Annotated in this window: 15 protein-coding genes, 1 tRNA gene and 1 pseudogene; 9 read left to right on the top strand and 8 right to left on the bottom strand. The window is 70.2% G+C overall.

Annotated elements, in window-relative coordinates; all coding sequences use genetic code 11:
- Positions 1-75 precede the first annotated feature (75 nt).
- Together AAC944_RS18780 and AAC944_RS18785 are read right to left on the bottom strand one after the other, a co-directional pair.
- Complete coding sequence (locus AAC944_RS18780) at positions 76-1,395, bottom strand: HTTM domain-containing protein (RefSeq protein WP_051872218.1); 1,320 nt, start codon at positions 1,393-1,395, stop codon at positions 76-78.
- A gap of 11 nt (positions 1,396-1,406) precedes the next feature.
- Positions 1,407-2,096 carry a DUF5819 family protein gene (locus AAC944_RS18785; protein ID WP_030621620.1) on the bottom strand — a complete coding sequence of 230 codons (690 nt, stop codon included), beginning with the start codon at positions 2,094-2,096 and terminating at the stop codon, positions 1,407-1,409.
- Between the two features lie 223 nt (positions 2,097-2,319).
- Here AAC944_RS18785 and AAC944_RS18790 point away from each other — a divergent pair.
- Positions 2,320-2,810: pseudogene (locus AAC944_RS18790) on the top strand (acyl-CoA dehydrogenase family protein); the annotation flags it as partial.
- A gap of 238 nt (positions 2,811-3,048) precedes the next feature.
- Here the strand turns inward: AAC944_RS18790 and AAC944_RS18795 are convergent.
- Genes AAC944_RS18795 through AAC944_RS18805 form a run of 3 tightly spaced genes read right to left on the bottom strand, consistent with a single transcriptional unit; the run spans position 3,049 to position 5,818 of the window.
- The gene (locus AAC944_RS18795; protein ID WP_078888850.1) at positions 3,049-3,393 is read right to left on the bottom strand and encodes a rhodanese-like domain-containing protein; all 345 of its coding nucleotides are present in this window, start codon (positions 3,391-3,393) and stop codon (positions 3,049-3,051) included.
- A 43-nt stretch (positions 3,394-3,436) separates the two neighbouring features.
- Complete coding sequence (locus AAC944_RS18800; RefSeq protein WP_368396345.1) at positions 3,437-4,303, bottom strand: J domain-containing protein; 867 nt, start codon at positions 4,301-4,303, stop codon at positions 3,437-3,439.
- 21 nt (positions 4,304-4,324) lie between these two features.
- Positions 4,325-5,818 (bottom strand): DUF2252 domain-containing protein, encoded by a 1,494-nt coding sequence (locus AAC944_RS18805; RefSeq protein ID WP_030621627.1) that lies wholly within the window; start codon positions 5,816-5,818, stop codon positions 4,325-4,327.
- 443 nt (positions 5,819-6,261) lie between these two features.
- On the opposite strand from AAC944_RS18805, the gene AAC944_RS18810 reads away from it, so the two are divergent.
- On the top strand, positions 6,262-6,696 hold the full coding sequence (locus tag AAC944_RS18810) for a MarR family winged helix-turn-helix transcriptional regulator (protein WP_030615154.1): 435 nt from the start codon (positions 6,262-6,264) through the stop codon (positions 6,694-6,696).
- 70 nt (positions 6,697-6,766) lie between these two features.
- Here AAC944_RS18810 and AAC944_RS18815 read toward each other — a convergent pair whose 3' ends face one another.
- Entirely contained in the window at positions 6,767-7,129 is a 363-nt protein-coding gene (locus AAC944_RS18815) for a winged helix-turn-helix transcriptional regulator (RefSeq protein ID WP_030615157.1), read from the bottom strand.
- A 153-nt stretch (positions 7,130-7,282) separates the two neighbouring features.
- On the opposite strand from AAC944_RS18815, the gene AAC944_RS18820 reads away from it, so the two are divergent.
- On the top strand, positions 7,283-7,933 hold the full coding sequence (locus AAC944_RS18820; protein WP_030615161.1) for an FMN-dependent NADH-azoreductase: 651 nt from the start codon (positions 7,283-7,285) through the stop codon (positions 7,931-7,933).
- 197 nt (positions 7,934-8,130) lie between these two features.
- Here AAC944_RS18820 and AAC944_RS18825 read toward each other — a convergent pair.
- Positions 8,131-8,214: transfer RNA gene (locus AAC944_RS18825), tRNA-Leu, on the bottom strand.
- Positions 8,215-8,759: 545 nt separating this feature from the next.
- Here AAC944_RS18825 and AAC944_RS18830 point away from each other — a divergent pair.
- The 6 genes from AAC944_RS18830 to pknB all read left to right on the top strand — a co-directional run bounded on the left by AAC944_RS18830 (position 8,760) and on the right by pknB (position 16,790).
- Positions 8,760-9,572, top strand: coding sequence for an FHA domain-containing protein (locus AAC944_RS18830; RefSeq protein ID WP_030615164.1), 813 nt, complete (start codon positions 8,760-8,762; stop codon positions 9,570-9,572).
- 10 nt (positions 9,573-9,582) lie between these two features.
- Entirely contained in the window at positions 9,583-10,119 is a 537-nt protein-coding gene (locus AAC944_RS18835) for an FHA domain-containing protein FhaB/FipA (RefSeq protein ID WP_030615165.1), read from the top strand.
- Between the two features lie 129 nt (positions 10,120-10,248).
- A complete protein-coding gene (locus tag AAC944_RS18840) occupies positions 10,249-11,778 on the top strand; it encodes a PP2C family protein-serine/threonine phosphatase (RefSeq protein ID WP_196943016.1) in 1,530 nt (509 codons plus the stop codon).
- Between the two features lie 23 nt (positions 11,779-11,801).
- Positions 11,802-13,199 carry an FtsW/RodA/SpoVE family cell cycle protein gene (locus tag AAC944_RS18845; protein ID WP_030615172.1) on the top strand — a complete coding sequence of 466 codons (1,398 nt, stop codon included), beginning with the start codon at positions 11,802-11,804 and terminating at the stop codon, positions 13,197-13,199.
- Positions 13,196-14,659 carry a peptidoglycan D,D-transpeptidase FtsI family protein gene (locus AAC944_RS18850; RefSeq protein ID WP_030615175.1) on the top strand — a complete coding sequence of 488 codons (1,464 nt, stop codon included), beginning with the start codon at positions 13,196-13,198 and terminating at the stop codon, positions 14,657-14,659. The genes AAC944_RS18845 and AAC944_RS18850 overlap by 4 nt, the downstream gene beginning before the upstream one ends.
- A gap of 145 nt (positions 14,660-14,804) precedes the next feature.
- Positions 14,805-16,790, top strand: a complete 1,986-nt coding sequence (gene pknB / locus AAC944_RS18855; RefSeq protein WP_030615178.1) for a Stk1 family PASTA domain-containing Ser/Thr kinase — start codon at positions 14,805-14,807, stop codon at positions 16,788-16,790.
- 123 nt (positions 16,791-16,913) lie between these two features.
- Here pknB and AAC944_RS18860 read toward each other — a convergent pair whose 3' ends face one another.
- Positions 16,914-17,720, bottom strand: coding sequence for a class E sortase (locus tag AAC944_RS18860; RefSeq protein ID WP_063759950.1), 807 nt, complete (start codon positions 17,718-17,720; stop codon positions 16,914-16,916).
- Between the last annotated feature and the right edge of the window lie 6 nt (positions 17,721-17,726).

Raw genomic sequence — 17,726 nt, forward strand, 5'->3', positions numbered from 1 at the left:
TGTCCTGGCCCTCAGAGGTGCCCTGACCGCTGCCGGAGGTGTCCCGACCGCTGCCAGGGGCCGTTTTCTCGCTGCTCACCCCACGAGCGTATGGCCACCGCCGGACTCCCGCGTACGAGCCCCTGGCCCGCCGGCCGGCTCCTCCCCGGCCTCCGCCGCCGGCACACCCCCGGACGCCGGCGGCGCGGCGCCACCCGGGAGCACCCGGCCGCGGAGCGCTGCCGCCCGCGCACCCAGCCAGCGCAGGAAGTTCGTGGGCAGGAAGACCGAGTCGGCCGCCACCATCGCGAGGGAGAAGAACGGCAGCCCGAGCAGTACCGCGATGGACAGGTGCTCCAGGATCATCGCCACCAGCAGGACATTCTTCAGACGCCGGTTGAAGAGCGTGAAGGGGAAGGCGACCTGCAGGATCACCGTGCCGTAGGTGATCAGCATGATCAGCAGCCCGTTGCCCGCGAGCACCGAGGAGAGCTCGGGCCACGGCGAGAAGTAGTCCAGGTGCATCGGGTAGAAGACCGCGGTGCCGTCCTGCCAGCGGCTGCCCTGGATCTTGTACCAGCCGGCCGTGGCGTAGATCAGGCAGACCTCCACCACGATGACCAGCAGCGCACCGTTGTGCGCGAGGTCGGCGACGGTGTTCAGGACCGTACGGGGCTCCCCCGGCGCGTAACGCCGCACCCACCACCACACACCGTGCACCAGCCACAGCGCCCACAGCGCCAGACCCCAGCCCACGTGCGGGAACGGCCCGTCGGCCGACCACTCCAGCCCGTACAGCCCCAGCAGCTGCGCGAGGGCGAGGGCCAGTCCGAGGAAGGACCACAGGAGCACGCCGGTCACGTCCCGGCCCGGCGCATCGCCGGCACCGGCCTCGGCCGCCTTCCGCGCGCGCCGGGCGTCCAGCGACCAGACCTGCCCGCACCGGGTCAGGACCAGGTACATCGACATCAGGTGGATGACGTTGTCGCCGCCGTCCCCGAGGAAGACGCTGCGGTTCTGCAGCGACAGCACGCCGATCATGAACAGTACGGACATGGTGCGGGTGCGCCAGCCGACCAGCAGGAGCGCGCTGATCACCATCGCCAGCCCGTACACCAGCTCGAACCAGCCCCGCCCGTCGAACCAGACCAGTACCGAGAAGGACCCGTTGTTCCCGAGCAGCCGGCGGGCCATGTCCAAGGTCCAGGGACCGTCCGGCCCGTAGAGCTCATGGCGGTGCGGCCACTCACGCAGCAGGAAGAGCAGCCAGGTCGCCGCGAAGCCGATACGGATCACCGCGGTCTGGTACGGGGCGAACGGACCGGCCGTCACCCGGGCGAACCCGCGGCCGATCGCGCGCTCTATCCAGGTGTCCCGTACGACGTAGTCGTCCGCGCCGGCACTCCTGGGCTCCATGGGGTGCGTGGTCACTTGTTGCTCGCCCCCTCGGGCAGGTCGTCGACGGTGACCGGCCACCAGGGCAGGACCCGGTACACGGGCTTGTCGCTGATCTCCTCGCTGCTCCACGGTGGCGGCCCCACGGGCGTCGTCACCGACCGGAACTCCAGCCGGTCGACCGTGCCGCCCCGCGCCGTCCACTGCTCACCGAGGCGGTTCAGCGCGATCCGCCGCAGATAGCGCTCGGAGAGCTCACCGCGGACGCCTCTGGCGCGGTTCTGCTCGTCGTGCGAGCCGACGAAGGACTCCCAGGCGCGGCGCAGCTCGTTCTGCTGCGTGTGGCTGGGGAGAAGGTTGTGGTGAATGGCCCGGCCGTCGAGCGCGGTCAGGTCGGTCCAGCCGGTCGTCCACGCACGGCCGCCGTCCCCGGGGCGCACCTCCGCACGGACCTGTACGGAGACGTTCTGCTGCAGCGGGTTGGGCGCGAACAGCTTCCAGTTCTGCTCGTACTCCGGGTAGACGTAGTCGTCGATCGCGGCACCGTGCGCCTTGGTGAGCGTGTTGGACGGCGCGACGTGTAGGAACATCATCGCGATGTGGACCAGCGCGGCCACCGCGATGCCGCCCGCCGCGGTCGCCAGCACGATCCGCGAAGGCAGTGAGAGCACAGCGGCCGGTGGCTTCTCCGGTGGCCGCGTTTCCTCCGCGTATGACTGCATTTCTGCCCCGTTCCCCGGTCCCGTGCGGCGCTTTCCCGCCACGGAACCGTACCCAGGCAGCGCACGCGGCGTCAGCGATCCCCCAGTTGTCCACAGGCTCGACACCTCCCGTCCCGCCCCGTCGGACAGCACCGGCCGCACCCCGGCCGCCCGCCGCCATTCCCAATTCCTGCAACCTGTTCTGCCTTGCAGGCCCCCGACGGTGCGCGCGGAAGGACAGGCAGTGGACTTCGCCTTGACCGCCTTCACCGAGGAACAGCAGGCGGCCGCCGAAGCGGCCGGGGCCGTCTTCTCCGGAGTCGCCCCCGACACCGTCCCGTCCCCCGCCCTCACCACAGGAGCCGTCGCCGACGACATCGACCCCGGTCTCTGGCGCACCCTGGCCGACGCCGACCTGCTCGGCCTCTGCCTCGTCCCCGGGTACGGCGGTTCCGGGCTCGCCCCCCTCGCGCTCTGCCTCGTCCTGCGCGAATCCGTCAAGGTCCTCGCCCGCGTACCGCTGCTGGAGACCAGCGCCGCCGCACTCGCCCTGCAGACGTACGCCGGCCCCGCCCTCCGCCAGGAAACGCTGCCCCGCATCGGCCGCGGCGAACCGGTCCTCACCGTCGCCACCGCCGACCGCACCGGACACGAACCGGCCGAACTGGCCGAACTGGCCGTCGAGGGCACCAGAAAGGCACCCACTGGCCCCTGCACGGCATCCACAGCGCCGTACTCTGTGCCGACACCGACTACCCGCTGCACCGCTACCACGCCTGGGCCGAGCAACTGGACTCGCACTCGGTCCGGCCCGGCCCCGGCCCCGGCCCACGAGGAAGCACTCGGAGACCTGCCGGCCGCCCATCCGCTGGGGTGAACCGCCCCCGGGAAGCGGACCCGAAAAGCGCGGCGGCGCCCCGCTCCACGTTTCACGTGAAACAGAGCGCCGCCGCGAAAAGCCTTCAGCCGACGGTCAGATGACCGCGCCGGTCCCGCCCTGATCGGTGACCACCGGACGACCGGCAGCCTCCCAGGCCTGCATACCGCCATCGACGTTCACCGCGTCGACGCCCTGCTGCACCAGGTACTGCGTCACCTGAGCCGAACGGCCACCGACCCGGCACAGCACGTACACCTTGCCGCCCTCAGGCGCCTTCTCCGTCAGCTCGCCGAAACGCGAGACGAAGTCACTCATCGGGATGTGCAGGGCGCCCTCGGCGTGCCCGGCCTCCCACTCGTCGTTCTCACGCACGTCCAGCAGGAAATCCGCCGGCGTGAGCGCATCGACACCGACCGTGGGCACAGAACCAAAATGCATGGCCCCGACGCTACCCGACCGGCCTCTCTCCACGCTCCCCGCGCTACCCGACCAGCTGCGCCAGCCGCTGCTCCCGCTCCGCCACATCGGCCAGCAGCTTCTCGGCGATCTCCGCCAGCAACGCGTCCGGGTCATCCGGCGCCATCTTGAGCATCTGCCCGATCGCGCTCTCCTCCAGCTCCGCGGCCAGCGCCGTCAGCAGCTCCTTGCGCTCCGCCAGCCACTCCAGCCGCGCGTACAGCTCCTCGCTCTCGCTCAGCAGCCGCTCCTGCGGCACCGGCCCGGCCTCCCACTCCGCCGCCAGCTCCCGCAGCACCGCCTCGTCACCCGATGCGTACGCGGCGTTGACCCGCGAGATGAACGCGTCCCGGCGCTCCCGCTCCCGCTCGTCCTGCGCCAGGTCCGGATGCGCCTTGCGCACCAGCTCCCGGTAGACCTTGCGGGCCTCCTCGCTCGGCCGGACCTTCTGCGGCGGGCGCACCGGCTGGTCCGTGAGCATCGCCTGCGCCTCCGGCCACAGGCCCTCCGAGCCCATCCAGCCGTGGAACAGCTCCTCCACACCCGGCATCGGCAGGACGGCGGCACGCAGCTCCTGCGCCCTGCGCACATCCTCGGGATCACCCGACCGCGCCGCGACGGCCTCCGCGATCTGCGCATCCAGCTCGTCCAGCCGCGAGTACATCGGCCCGAGCCGCTGATGGTGCAGACGGGAGAAGTTCTCGACCTCCACCCGGAAGGTCTCCACCGCGATCTCGAACTCGATCAGTGCCTGCTCGGCGGCCCGCACGGCCTGCGCGAGCCGAGCCGTACCGGCGTCCTGTCCCTCGGGGCCGCCCGCCCCCGGACCCTGCGGGCCGCCGCCACCGGCTGCCTGGCCGTCCTGCCCGTTCTCCGCTTGCGAGTTCGTCACCCGGCCACCCTAAGGCCCGGCTCACACTCCCGGCTCCGCGGCCATCCGGCCGTTGCGCACCGCGGTCACCAGCTCCTGATGATCCGCCTCCGTACGGTCCGCGTACGCCACCGCGAACGAGGCCAGCGCCTCGTCCAGCGCTCCGTTCTTCCCGCAGTACCCGGCGACCAGCCGCGGATCGGCACTGTGCGCATGGGCCCTGGCCAGCAACGCACCGGTCATCCGCGCGTAGTCGTCCAGCTCGTCCGCCGGCAGCGCCGCCGGATCCACGCTGCCCTTACGGTTGCGGAACTGCCGCACCTGGAAAGGCAGCCCCTCGCGCCGCCCGTCCGGCCCGGCCTCCCCGCCGTACACCGTCGTCCAGCCCAGCAGCATGTCGCTCACGACCTGCATCCGCTTCTGGCCCAGCACCACCCGGCGCGCCTCGTGCTCCACAGGTGTCACCTCGAACCCGGCCTTCTGCACATACGGCACCAGAGCCGAGGCACGCACCTCCTTCACCTGCAGCACCAGCGGCTCGCCCAAGTGATCCAGCAGCAGGACGACGTACGACCGGAGCCCCACGCTGCCCGTACCGACGACCCGGAAAGCCACGTCGTGCACCGCGTACCGGGACAACAGCGGCCGGCGGTCGTCGGGCAGCGTCCGCAGGTACCCGGCCAGCCCCGTCACCACCGCCGCTGCCTCCGCGTCCGGCACCCGCCGCAGCACGGGCGGCGCGTCCACGAACCGCCGCAGCACACCACCGCGCCCCGCGCCCGTGCCCCCGCCTGCCGTACCCCCGCTGCCGCCGCCGTCACCCGGTACTTCCTCGGTCGCCTTCGCGGCGAAGCGCGCGCTGGTGTTCCTACGCGCCTTGTCCATGACGCGCTCCAGGGTCCCCACCAGATCCCGGGCATCGGCGTGCGAGACCAGGTCCTCGTCCACGATGGCGTGCCACGCGTCCAGCGCGGGCATCCGCGCCAGCAGCCGCATCGTGCGGCGGTACGCGCCCGCCGCGTCCCGTGCCGCGTCCCGGCAGACGTCCTCGTCCGCCCCCGCCTCGCGGCCCGCCAGGACGAGCGAGGCCGCCAGCCGCTTCAGGTCCCACTCCCACGGCCCCCGCACGGTCTCGTCGAAGTCGTTCAGATCGATCACGAGCCGCCCGCGCGCGTCGGCGTACAGGCCGAAGTTCGCGGCGTGCGCGTCACCGCAGATCTGCGCCGCGATGCCGGTGACGGGCGTGGTCATCAGGTCGTACGCCATCAACCCGGCCGAGCCGCGCAGAAAGGCGAACGGCGAGGCAGCCATCCGGCCGACCCGTATCGGCACCAGCTCCGGCAGCCGGTCGGCGTTGGACTCCTCCACCGCCGCCACGGCGCCGGGCCGGCCACCCCCGACGACCAGCGCGGCATGCGCGGACCGCGGAACCGTCTCCCGCAACGCCTTCCCGACGGCCTTCGGCCCGGGCCCGCCCTCACCCCCGTCACCACGCCGCGCGAAGCCACTGACGTAGGGGAGACGCGGGGTGTCCATGGGCGGGTCCTTCGGTCGGGGAGTGGCGCGGACGGGGGTGGGAGGCGGGCAGGGGCGAGGGGAAATCGGGGCGGGGGGGAGGGGGAGGGTCGGGCGGGGGCGGAGAGCGGCGCGGGGGCCTCCCCCCCGCCCCCTCGAACATCCAGGCCTTCAGACCTTCAGGTCCCCAGTCCCCAGTCCCCAGTCCCGAGGCCCCAGCCCCCAGTCCCCCCAGCCCACCCCGCACCACCCGCCCCATCCAGCCATCCGCCCCCTTCTTTTCGGACGGAATGCGGGACGTCGTCGGGGAAGACGCTACAGACAAGCGGGGGCGGGCGGCAGGGCCTGTGGATAACTTCGAGGGGGAGGGCAAAAGCAGGCAGCTCAGACACCAGGCCACACAAGGTTGTACTATGCAACAAAAGCCGGGAAAGGCAAGGAAAAGGCAAGGGAAGGCAACGACAGTGGCTCAGCGAGACGACTCCGTCGGCATCATCCAGCAGGAGCTGACCGCCTTCGCACGCCGCGCACGCGCCACCGCGGCCCGGATGCACCCCGAGCTCTCGCTCGTCTCGTACACCCTCCTCGCCCACCTGGACGACCAGAAGGGCTGTCGCGCCACCGACCTCGCCGCGCATTACATGCTGGACAAGTCCACCGTCAGTCGGCAGATCTCCGCACTGGAACGGCTGGGCTTCGTCGAGCGCCGGGTCGACCCCGACGACCACCGGGTGCAGGTGCTGCACCCCACCGACCTCGGCGCGCAGGTGCTCGCCGGCGCGGACGCGCAGCGCCGCCAGGCCTTCACCGACCGGCTGGCCGACTGGGACGACGCGGACCTGAAGCGCTTCGCCTCGTACCTGCTGCGCTACAACGAAGCGCAGCAGAAGCTGGGCTGACCCGCCCGGCCACCACAGGACGGGACCGAGCCGGGCGCGACAACCAGGCGCGACGCCAAGAGCTCCGCCCTCAGTCCCGGAACTGCTCCGGGCACCGGCCGCCCTCCGCCAGGTACGTCTCGGCCCAGCGCGCCAGCTCCTTGAGCGCCGGCTCCAGGGCGAGCCCGGCGGTGGAGAGGCGGTAGGCCACGCGCAGCGGCGGGCCCGCGTCGACCTCGCGGATCACCAGTCCCGCCGAGCCCAGCTCCACGAGCCGGTCGGAGAGCATGCGCTCGCTGATGCCGGGGATCGCTCGCCGCAGGTCGGCGAAGTGCACCGGGCCCGACATCAGGGTGGCCACGATCAGCCCTGTCCAGCGCTTACCGAGCAGCCCGAAGACGCGCGTCATGCCGCCGTCGACCTGCTTGCATGCCTCTCCGCCGCGATCCGCCATGGGACCAGGGTACTGCTTTCCCGTTGGGTACTGCAGAAAAGTAAGTGACTGTGCTATTCATAGGTACATACGGTTTTACACCTACCGCCGAGGTAGGGGACGCCGGCCATCAGCCCCGGCCCCTACCGGCCCATAGCCACCAGGAGCCCCACCATGGCCACGTTGCTGCTGATCGACTCGTCCGTCTTCCCCGAGGGCGCCTCCGCCTCGCGTGCGGTGACCACTGCCTTCCGCCGCACCTGGGAGGAACAGCACCCCGGCGGCACGGTGATCCACCGTGATCTGGCCGCCGACCCGCTGCCGCACCTCGACGCCGTCGCCGCCTCCGCCGGCTTCAGCGACCCCGCCACGCACACTCCGGAGCAGCAGGCGGCGTTCGCGCTGCGGACGAAGCTCGCCGAGGAGATCGAACAGGCGGACGCGATCGTCATAGCCGCCCCGATGTACAACTTCACGATTCCGTCGACCCTGAAGGCGTGGCTGGACCAGGCGATCATCATGGGCCGCACCACCGGTGACACCCCGTCCGCCAAGGGCACCCCGGTCGTCGTCGTGGCCAGCCGCGGCGGCAGCTACGCCCCGGGCACCCCGCGCGAGCCCTTCGAGTACGTGCAGAACTACCTGGAGGCCGTGCTCAGCGGCGGGTTCGGCTTCGAGGTGGACTTCATCGTGCCCGAGCTGACGATGGCGCCGTCGAACCCGGCGATGGCCGAGCTGATCCCCCTCTTCGAGGCCTCGCGCGAGAAGGCGCAGGAGGAGGCGGTCACCAAGGCCAAGGAGCTCGCGGAGCGCGTGTCCGCCTGAACCCGACCGGCCTCATGACGGCGGGGACGGCGGGGGATGTGAGGTACGCCTCACATCCCCCGCCGTCCCAGTTCCGGCCGACGCCGGCCGACGCCCCGGGAACAACTGGTCCGAGGACGACCGCCCCGCGGCCAACCGCTCCTCGGACAACGAAAAACCCCCCGGTCCGGATCTCTCCGGGACCGGGGGGTCCTCTGTGCGCGAGGGGGGAGTTGAACCCCCACGCCCTTTCGGGCACTGGAACCTGAATCCAGCGCGTCTGCCTATTCCGCCACCCGCGCATGGGTGTTGCCGTTCGATTCTCTCACCGGCGATCCGGGCCGTTCGGTCCGGGTCTTCGGCGGGAGCGCCTTTCGACATGGAAAACATTAGCACGCTGCAGGGGGTGCCTTCACACCCGTTCCCCGCCGGCCGCCACCCGGCCGCTCGCGGACCCCCTTCACGCCTGCCGCGCGCCCCGCTCTCGAACGGCTCCGCACCCCCGCTCGTCCCGGCCGGTCATGGGTCCGTCACCCGCCCGGCCCCGCCGCGGGCATCCAATCCTCCCCGTGGCGTCAGTACGGCGCCCGTGGGAAAGGTCCATCCGGGCACCCCGTACGTCCTCAACGGCCCCGCCCGCCCGGGGAGACCGGCAGTTGCGGGACACTGTCGTGCGGCCGCATCTACGATCGCAGTCAGCATCGGACGGCGAGCGTGGGCAACCTTGTGAGAGGCGACACTCGTCCTCTAGGCGGGAAAGGGGAACCAGCTGTTTTCCCGACGCGTGGATACGATCAGTAAGCAGTACAGGGACGACCCTGAAGAAGACTGAGGAAGGAGGTGCCCCGTGGGAGTACTGAAACGCTTCGAGCAGCGTCTCGAGGGCCTCGTCAACGGCACCTTCGCCAAGGTGTTCAAGTCCGAGGTGCAGCCCGTGGAGATCGCGGGCGCGCTCCAGCGTGAGTGCGACAACAACGCCACGATCTGGAACCGCGACCGGACCGTCGTCCCCAACGACTTCATCGTGGAACTGAGCGCTCCGGACTACGAGCGCCTCAGCCCCTACAGCGGTCAGCTCGGTGACGAGCTGTCCAGCATGGTGCGGGACTACGCCAAGCAGCAGCGCTACACGTTCATGGGCGCGATCAAGGTCCACCTGGAGAAGGCGGAGGATCTCGACACCGGCCTGTACCGCGTGCGCAGCCGTACCCTCGCCGCCAGTTCGTCACAGCAGGGAGGCGCCGCCCCGCAGGGTGCCGGCGCGGCCCGGGCCGGCCGGCCCGGCGGCGGACACGTGGGCCCGCCCCCCATGCCCTCGTCTCCTCCGCCCGGTGCGCCGCAGGCCTCGCGCCCCGGCGCCGGACCGCAGCCGCAGGCCCAGACCCGGCGCTGGATCGAGATCAACGGCACCCGCCATCAGATCTCGCGCCCGACGCTGGTCCTCGGCCGCAGCACCGACGCCGATGTACGCATCGACGACCCGGGGGTCTCGCGCCGACACTGCGAGATCCGGACCGGATCGCCGTCCTCGATCCAGGATCTCGGGTCGACGAACGGCATCGTGGTGGACGGGCAGCACACCACCCGCGCTACGCTCCGCGACGGCTCGCGGATCGTCGTGGGCAGCACCACCATCGTTTACCGGCAAGCCGAAGGGTGAAGCGGGGGCAATGTCAGAGCTGACCCTCACGGTCATGCGGTTGGGTTTCCTCGCCGTACTGTGGCTGTTCGTCATCGTGGCCGTACAGGTCATCCGCAGCGATCTGTTCGGCACGCGCGTCACGCAGCGCGGCGCCGCCCGCCGCGGGGGCCAGGAGCCGCGAGGCGCGCAGCGGCAGGCGGCACCGCCGCAGGCGCAGCAGCAGCGCCGTCAGGAGAGCGGCCGCGGCGGTGGCAACCGCCAGCGGCGCGGCGCCCCCACCAAGCTGGTGGTCTCCGAAGGGACCCTCACGGGCACGACGGTCGCCCTGCAGGGCCAGACCATCACCCTGGGGCGGGCGCACGACTCCACGATCGTGCTGGACGACGACTACGCCTCCAGCCGGCATGCCAGGATCTACCCGGACCGGGACGGGCAGTGGATCGTCGAGGACCTCGGGTCCACCAACGGCACGTACCTCGACCGGACCCGGCTGACGACTCCGACGCCGATTCCGCTGGGAGCGCCGATCCGCATCGGCAAGACCGTCATCGAGCTGCGGAAGTAGTACGACAATGAGCGAGCGGAGCGAGCGAGCCGCGGCGGTCCTCTCGGCCGGCCCGTGCGCGCTCCCGACCGGAGGGTGGGCAGTGTGGCGCGAGACCGGCTGTACCCCGAGCCGACGGGCGAGGTGCGCATGAGTCTGTCACTGCGCTTTGCCGCGGGATCCCACAAGGGCATGATCCGGGAGGGCAACGAGGACTCCGGGTACGCCGGCCCGCGCCTGCTCGCCATCGCCGACGGCATGGGCGGCCAGGCTGCCGGTGAGGTCGCCTCCTCCGAGGTCATCTCCACGCTGGTCCAGCTGGACGACGACGTGCCCGGTTCGGACATCCTCACCTCGCTCGGCACGGCCGTGCAGCGCGCCAACGACCAGTTGCGCGTCATGGTCGAGGAGGACCCCCAGCTGGAGGGCATGGGCACGACCCTGACCGCCCTGCTGTGGACGGGTCAGCGGCTCGGCCTCGTGCACGTCGGCGACTCGCGCGCGTACCTGCTGCGCGACGGCGTGCTCACGCAGATCACGCAGGACCACACGTGGGTGCAGCGGCTGGTCGACGAGGGCCGGATCACCGAGGAAGAGGCCACGACGCACCCGCAGCGGTCGCTGCTGATGCGGGCGCTGGGCAGCGGTGACCATGTGGAGCCGGACCTCTCCATCAGAGAGGTGCGCGCCGGGGACCGGTATCTGATCTGCTCCGACGGGCTGTCGGGGGTGGTGAGCCACCAGACGCTGGAGGACACCCTCGCCAGCTATCAGGGCCCGCACGAGACGGTGCAGGAGCTGATCCAGCTCGCGCTGCGCGGCGGCGGCCCGGACAACATCACCTGCATCGTGGCCGACGTGCTGAACGTCGACGACACCGACACGCTCGCCGGGCAGCTGAACGACACCCCGGTGATCGTGGGCGCGGTGGCGGAGAACCAGCACCAGTTCGGTGACGGTGCCATGCAGACCCCCGCGGGCCGTGCGGCCGAGCTGGGCCGTGGCGGGCGCGGTGACGTGCCCCCGCAGCCGGCCGGCGGGTTCGGTCCGCCCGGGAGCGGCGGCGCGGAGACCGTTCCGCCGCAGGGCGCGTACGGCGCGTTCGTCGACGAGGACTACGCGCAGCCGCGGCGCCGGGGCCGGTGGATCAAGCCGACGCTGATCGTCGCGCTGTGCCTGGCCGTGGTGGGCGGTGGCCTGTACGCGGGGTACCGCTGGACGCAGTCGCAGTACTTCGTGGGTGCCAAGGACGGGCATGTGGCCCTGTACCAGGGCATCAGCCAGGACCTGGCGTGGTTCTCCATGAACAAGATCGATCAGGATCACCCCGAGATCGAACTCAAGTACCTGCCCGCCTACCAGCGCAATCAGGTCGAGGAGACGATCGCGGTCGACAGCCGGACGCAGGCTCTGGCCAAGGTCGGCGAGCTCGGCAAGCAGGCCGGTGCGTGCAAGTCCCTGCAGCAGCGGGAGGCCGCGGAGCGCGAGGCGGCCCGGAAGAAGAGCGAGCGCCAGGCAGGCGGGACCGCCGGTACCAAGCCGGACGCGACCACCAAGCCGGGCACGACGAAGCCGGGCACCGACGCGGGCAGCGCGAGCCCCACTCCCACGCCGTCCACCAGCAACTCCCCCTCCGCGGAGCAGCAGCGGCTGGAAAAGAATTGCAGCACCCAGCAGTGAGGGCGTAGGGGGCCGTTGATCTCATGAGCAGTACCAGCAACACCACCACCATCGGGACGATCGGAGCCCCGAGCCGCCGGAACACCGAACTGGCGCTGCTCGTCTTCGCCGTGATCATCCCGGTGTTCGCCTACATCAACGTCGGGCTCGCCAAGGAGGACACGGTCCCCGCCGGCGTGCTCGGCTACGCGCTGGGGCTCGGCCTGCTGGCGGGCGTCGCGCACCTGGTCGTGCGGAAGTGGGCGCCGTACGCGGACCCGCTGATGCTGCCGATCGCGACGCTGCTCAACGGCCTGGGTCTGGTGTTCATCTGGCGCCTGGACCAGGAGCCGCAGATCACCACGCCGCAGCTGGGCGGGGCGATGGCGCCGGGGCAGCTGATGTGGTCCACGCTGGGCGTGGCGCTGTTCCTGGGCGTGCTGATCTTCCTCAAGGACCACCGTGTCCTGCAGCGCTACACCTACATCTCGATGGTCGTGGCGCTGGTCCTGCTGATCCTGCCGGTGTTCTTCCCGGCCCGCTTCGGTGCCCGCATCTGGATCACGATTCCGGGTGTGGGTTCGCTGCAGCCGGGTGAATTCGCAAAGATCATCATCGCGATCTTCTTCGCGGGCTATCTGATGGTGAAGCGCGACGCGCTGGCCCTGGCCAGCCGCCGCTTCATGGGCCTGTACCTGCCGCGCGGCCGCGACCTCGGCCCGATCCTGGTCATCTGGGCGCTGAGCCTGATGATCCTGGTGTTCGAGACCGACCTCGGTACGTCGCTGCTGTTCTTCGGCCTCTTCGTCATCATGCTGTACGTCGCGACGGAGCGAACCAGCTGGATCGTCTTCGGTCTGCTGCTCAGCGGCGCCGGCGCGGTCGCGGTGGCCACCTTCGAGTCGCACGTCCAGACCCGTGTGCACAACTGGCTCAACCCGCTGGAACTGCTGAACGGCGGTGTCACCGAGACCGCTCAGGCGATGTACTCGTTCGGCTCCGGCGGCATTCTCGGGTCGGGCCTCGGGCAGGGCTACTCCCGCCTCATCGGCGGTATCGCGCCGAAGAGCGACTACATCCTGGCCACCGTCGGTGAGGAGCTGGGCCTGGCCGGTGTAATGGCGATCCTGCTGCTGTACGGCCTGCTGATCGAGCGCGGTATCCGTACGGCGCTGGCCGCCCGCGACCCCTTCGGAAAGCTGCTGGCCGTCGGCCTGGCCGGCGCGTTCGCGCTGCAGGTCTTCGTCGTCGCCGGCGGTGTCACCGGGCTGATCCCGCTGACCGGTATGACGATGCCGTTCCTGGCCCAGGGTGGTTCGTCCGTCATCGCCAACTGGGCACTGGTCGCGATCCTCCTGCGCATCAGTGACACCGCGCGCCGGCCGGCCCCGGCGCCCGCCCCCTCCACCGACGCCGAGATGACCCAGGTGGTCCGACCGTGAACAAGCCCTTGCGCCGGGTCGCGATCTTCTGCGGCCTGCTCGTCCTCGCTCTGCTCGTCCGCGTCAACTGGGTGCAGTTCGTCCAGGCCGACGAACTGAAGAACGACAAGCACAACCGCCGGGTCGCCATCGAGCGGTACAGCATCCCGCGCGGCAACATCATCGTCGGCGACAAGGCCGTGACGGGCTCGACCACGACCGACAGCGGCGACTTCAAGTACAAGCGCACGTACAAGGACGGCCCCATGTGGGCGCCGGTCACCGGGTACGCGTCGCAGGCGTTCGACGCCAACCAGCTGGAGAAGCTGTACGACCCGATCCTCACGGGCACCGACGACAAGCTCTTCTTCAGCCGTACGGTGGACATGTTCACCGGTGAGAAGCAGCAGGGCGGCGACGTCGTCACCACCCTCGACGCCAAGGCGCAGAAGGCCGCGTACGACGGTCTGAAGGGCAAGAAGGGCGCGGTCGCGGCCATCAACCCGGAGACCGGCGCGATCCTCGCCCTGGCCTCCGCGCCGTCCTACGACCCGTCGAGCTTCGCCGGGATGAGCGACGACGACGCCAAGGCGTACAACGGGCTGCTGAAGAAGAACAACGCCGACGACCCGATGCTGAACCGGGCGCTGCGCCAGACCTACCCGCCCGGCTCGACCTTCAAGGTCGTCACCGCGGCCGCGGCGCTGGAGAACGGCCTGTACACGGACATCGACGCGAAGACGGACTCGCCGCTGCCCTGGACGCTGCCCGACACCCGCATCCCGCTGCCCAACGAGGGCAACATCCCGTGCGAGAACGCCAGCCTGCGTGAGGCGCTGCGCTGGTCCTGCAACACCGTCTTCGGCAAGATCAGCGCCGACCTCGGCAACAAGAAGATGATCGAGGAAGCCGACAAGTTCGGCTTCAACAAGGAACACTTCACGCCGGTCCGCGCCGAAGCCAGCGTCTACCCCGAGGACAACCGGCCGCAGAACGCCATGGCCGGCATCGGGCAGGCCTCCAACCGCGCCACGCCGCTGCAGATGGCCATGGTCGCCTCGGCGGTCGCCAACGGCGGCACGCTGATGAAGCCGTACATGGTCGACAAGCTGGTCGCGCCGAACCTCAACGTCATCCAGCAGGAGCAGCCGGAGAAGCTCAGCGAGCCGCTGAAGCCGGAGAACGCGCAGAAGCTGCAGGACATGATGGAGACGGTCGTCAAGACCGGTACCGGCACCAACGCCCAGATCCCGGGCGTCACGGTCGGCGGCAAGACGGGTACGGCGCAGCACGGCGAGAACAACAAGGACAACCCGTACGCCTGGTTCATCTCCTACGCCAAGACCGACAAGGGCACCCCGGTGGCCGTCGCCGTGGTCATCGAGGGTTCCGACACACTGCGCGGCGACATCGCAGGTGGCAAGCTTGCCGCGCCCATCGCCAAGGCGGTCATGGAGGCGGTAGTCAACGGCAACAAGTGACCTCGGTCACGACCGTACCGGTCGCATATCAGGTGGCGGCCGCGGCCGGGCCGCATGATGCGGGCCGGGTACGGTATGCCCGAACAGCACACCGCCGGACCACACACAGGTGCGGTCGGGATCGACGGAGAGGGCTGGAGTAGCTATGGAAGAGCCGCGTCGCCTCGGCGGCCGGTACGAGCTGGGCTCGGTGCTCGGCCGCGGTGGCATGGCCGAGGTCTACCTCGCCCATGACACCCGCCTGGGGCGCACCGTCGCCGTGAAGACGCTGCGGGTGGATCTCGCCCGCGATCCGTCGTTCCAAGCCCGGTTCCGCCGTGAGGCCCAGTCGGCCGCCTCGCTGAACCATCCGTCCATCGTCGCGGTCTACGACACCGGCGAGGACTACGTCGACGGCGTCTCGATCCCGTACATCGTGATGGAGTACGTCGACGGCTCCACGCTGCGTGAGCTGCTGCACTCCGGCCGCAAGCTGCTGCCCGAGCGCTCCCTGGAGATGACCATCGGTGTGCTCCAGGCGCTGGAGTACTCCCACCGGGCCGGCATCGTCCACCGCGACATCAAGCCCGCGAACGTCATGCTGACCCGCACCGGCCAGGTGAAGGTCATGGACTTCGGCATCGCCCGTGCGATGGGTGACGCCGGCATGACGATGACGCAGACCGCCGCGGTGATCGGCACGGCCCAGTACCTCTCCCCTGAGCAGGCCAAGGGCGAGACCGTCGACGCCCGCTCCGACCTGTACTCCACCGGCTGCCTGCTGTACGAGCTGCTGACCGTGCGGCCGCCGTTCGTCGGTGACTCGCCGGTCGCGGTCGCGTACCAGCACGTGCGGGAGGAGCCGCAGCCGCCGAGCGCATTCGATCCGGAGATCACTCCGGAGATGGACGCGATCGTCCTGAAGGCCCTGGTCAAGGACCCGGACTACCGCTACCAGTCGGCGGACGAGATGCGCGCCGACATCGAGGCGGCGCTGGACGGGCAGCCGGTCGCGGCCACCGCGGCGCTCGGTGCCGTCGGCTACGACCAGGACCAGCCCACCGCGACGCTGCGGCCCCAGGACCCGGCGGGCGCCACCTCCATGCTGCCGCCGACCAACCCCGACGACGGCGGTTACGGCTACGACGAGCGCCCCGACCGGCGCCGCGGCGGCCAGAAGAAGAACCGCACCTCCACGATCCTGCTGATCCTGGCGGCGATCCTGGTACTCATCGGTGCGATCTTCATCGGCAAGGCGATGTTCAGCGGCGGCAAGACCGAGGGCACCTTCCCGGCTCCCAGCCTGGTCGGCAAGACCCTCGACGAGGCGCAGCAGGCCGGCCGCAACGGCGACTTCAAGGTCGTCAAGGGCGGCAGCAAGACCTGCGACAACGCCAAGAGGGGCCAGGTCACCAAGCAGCACCCGGCGGCCGGGACGGACATCGGGAAGGACGACACGGTCACGGTCACGATGTGCACCGGCCCGGCCAAGATCAGCGTGCCGGACGTGCTGGGCTACACCTTCGACAAGGCCAAGTCGATCCTGGAGAACAAGGGCTTCACGGACATCCAGCAGACGACGGAGCAGTCCGACCAGACGCCGGGCAAGGTCATCAGGCAGAACCCGGACAGCCAGACCGAGGCGGCCAAGGACAAGACGATCACCCTGACCGTCGCGGCCGCCAAGCCGAAGACCTCGGTGCCCGACGTCACCAACAAGCCCTTCGACCAGGCGGAGAAGCAGCTGACCGACCTGGGCTTCAAGGTGGCGCGTACCGACCAGGAGTCCGACCAGCCGGCCGACACCGTGCTGTCGCAGGACCCGGCCGGCGGCAGCCAGGCCGAGAACGGCTCCACGATCACCCTGACCGTCGCCAAGGCGGCGGAGAAGCTCCAGGTCCCGGACCTGGCCAACCAGAAGCTCAAGGACGCCAAGAAGACCCTCACCGACATGGGTCTCGCGGTCGGCAACATCACCGGCCCGCAGGACGACGACGCCACCGTCGTGGTCTCCGACCCGATCGCCGGCACGGAGGTCGCCAAGGGCACCTCCGTGAACGTCACGACGATGCCCGGCAACGGGAACGACGGCGGGGACGACGGCGGCGGCTGGTTCGGCGGCATGGACGGCTGGGGCCGCAACAAGAACTGAGGCCGGCAGCGGCGACAAGAGGAACGGCAGAGGGCCCGGGGCACGAGACGCCCCGGGCCCTCTCGCATACGGCCGGGTTCTCCCTCGTACGGCCGGACTTTCCCGCGTACGGCGCGACGGCGCCTAGCGGATTTCCTTCGGCGGGGTGCGGTCGGCGTCGACCTTCTCGGTGCGGACCAGCTCGCCCCACACGATGTAGCGGTAGTTCGAGGTGTAGACCGGCGTGCAGGTCGTGAGGGTGATGTAGCGGCCCGGCTTGGTCCTGCCGGACTCCTTGGGGACCTTGTTCAGCACGTCGACGTTGTACTTGCTGGTCTCCGGCAGGGTCGCGAAGACCTTGTAGACGTACCAGCGGTGCTGCGACTCGAAGACGATCGGGTCGCCGTCCTTGAGCTTGTCGATGTTGTGGAACTTGGCGCCGTGCCCGTCGCGGTGCGCGGCGAGCGTGAAGTTGCCCGTCTTGTCCTGCGGCAGCGCGGACTTGACCGGGTCGGTGTAGTAACCGGCCACGCCATTGTTGAGGATCTTGCTGCTGGTGCCCTTCTTGACCAGCACCTCACCGTTCTTCATCGCGGGGACGTGCAGGAAGCCGATGCCGTCCTTGGTGTCCAGCTCCTTCTGCTCCTGGTCCTTGGCGTCGGCCCAGTGCTGCCGTACCTGGTCGCCCTGGTGGTGCGCCTCACGGTCGGCGAGGACGTTGGTCCACCACAGCGAGTAGGCGACGAAGAGGCCCAGGATCACCCCGGCGGTGATCAGCAGTTCCCCGATGACGCTGACGACGGCGGCTATCCCGCGCCGCACCTTCCGCGGCGCGGGCTTCGACGCGGTTTTCGACGCCTTCGTGGCGGATGTCCCGGACGCCTCGGTGTCCTCAGTTCCCTCGACGCCCTCGACGCCGTCGACGTCCGCGTCGTGTCCGGTGGCAGTCACCGCGTG

It is taken from the genome of Streptomyces sclerotialus (assembly GCF_040907265.1).
Classification (GTDB): Bacteria; Actinomycetota; Actinomycetes; order Streptomycetales; family Streptomycetaceae; genus Streptomyces; species Streptomyces sclerotialus.

What these genes read in the sequence shown, in the direction of transcription:
- AAC944_RS18780 (WP_051872218.1), bottom strand. Translation starts at nt 1,395, where the DNA reads ATGGAGCCCAGGAGTGCCGGCGCGGACGACTACGTCGTACGGGACACC.
- AAC944_RS18785 (WP_030621620.1), bottom strand. Translation starts at nt 2,096, where the DNA reads ATGCAGTCATACGCGGAGGAAACGCGGCCACCGGAGAAGCCACCGGCC.
- AAC944_RS18795 (WP_078888850.1), bottom strand. Translation starts at nt 3,393, where the DNA reads ATGCATTTTGGTTCTGTGCCCACGGTCGGTGTCGATGCGCTCACGCCG.
- AAC944_RS18805 (WP_030621627.1), bottom strand. Translation starts at nt 5,818, where the DNA reads ATGGACACCCCGCGTCTCCCCTACGTCAGTGGCTTCGCGCGGCGTGGT.
- AAC944_RS18815 (WP_030615157.1), bottom strand. Translation starts at nt 7,129, where the DNA reads ATGGCGGATCGCGGCGGAGAGGCATGCAAGCAGGTCGACGGCGGCATG.
- AAC944_RS18820 (WP_030615161.1), top strand. Translation starts at nt 7,283, where the DNA reads ATGGCCACGTTGCTGCTGATCGACTCGTCCGTCTTCCCCGAGGGCGCC.
- AAC944_RS18835 (WP_030615165.1), top strand. Translation starts at nt 9,583, where the DNA reads ATGTCAGAGCTGACCCTCACGGTCATGCGGTTGGGTTTCCTCGCCGTA.
- AAC944_RS18840 (WP_196943016.1), top strand. Translation starts at nt 10,249, where the DNA reads ATGAGTCTGTCACTGCGCTTTGCCGCGGGATCCCACAAGGGCATGATC.
- AAC944_RS18845 (WP_030615172.1), top strand. Translation starts at nt 11,802, where the DNA reads ATGAGCAGTACCAGCAACACCACCACCATCGGGACGATCGGAGCCCCG.
- pknB (WP_030615178.1), top strand. Translation starts at nt 14,805, where the DNA reads ATGGAAGAGCCGCGTCGCCTCGGCGGCCGGTACGAGCTGGGCTCGGTG.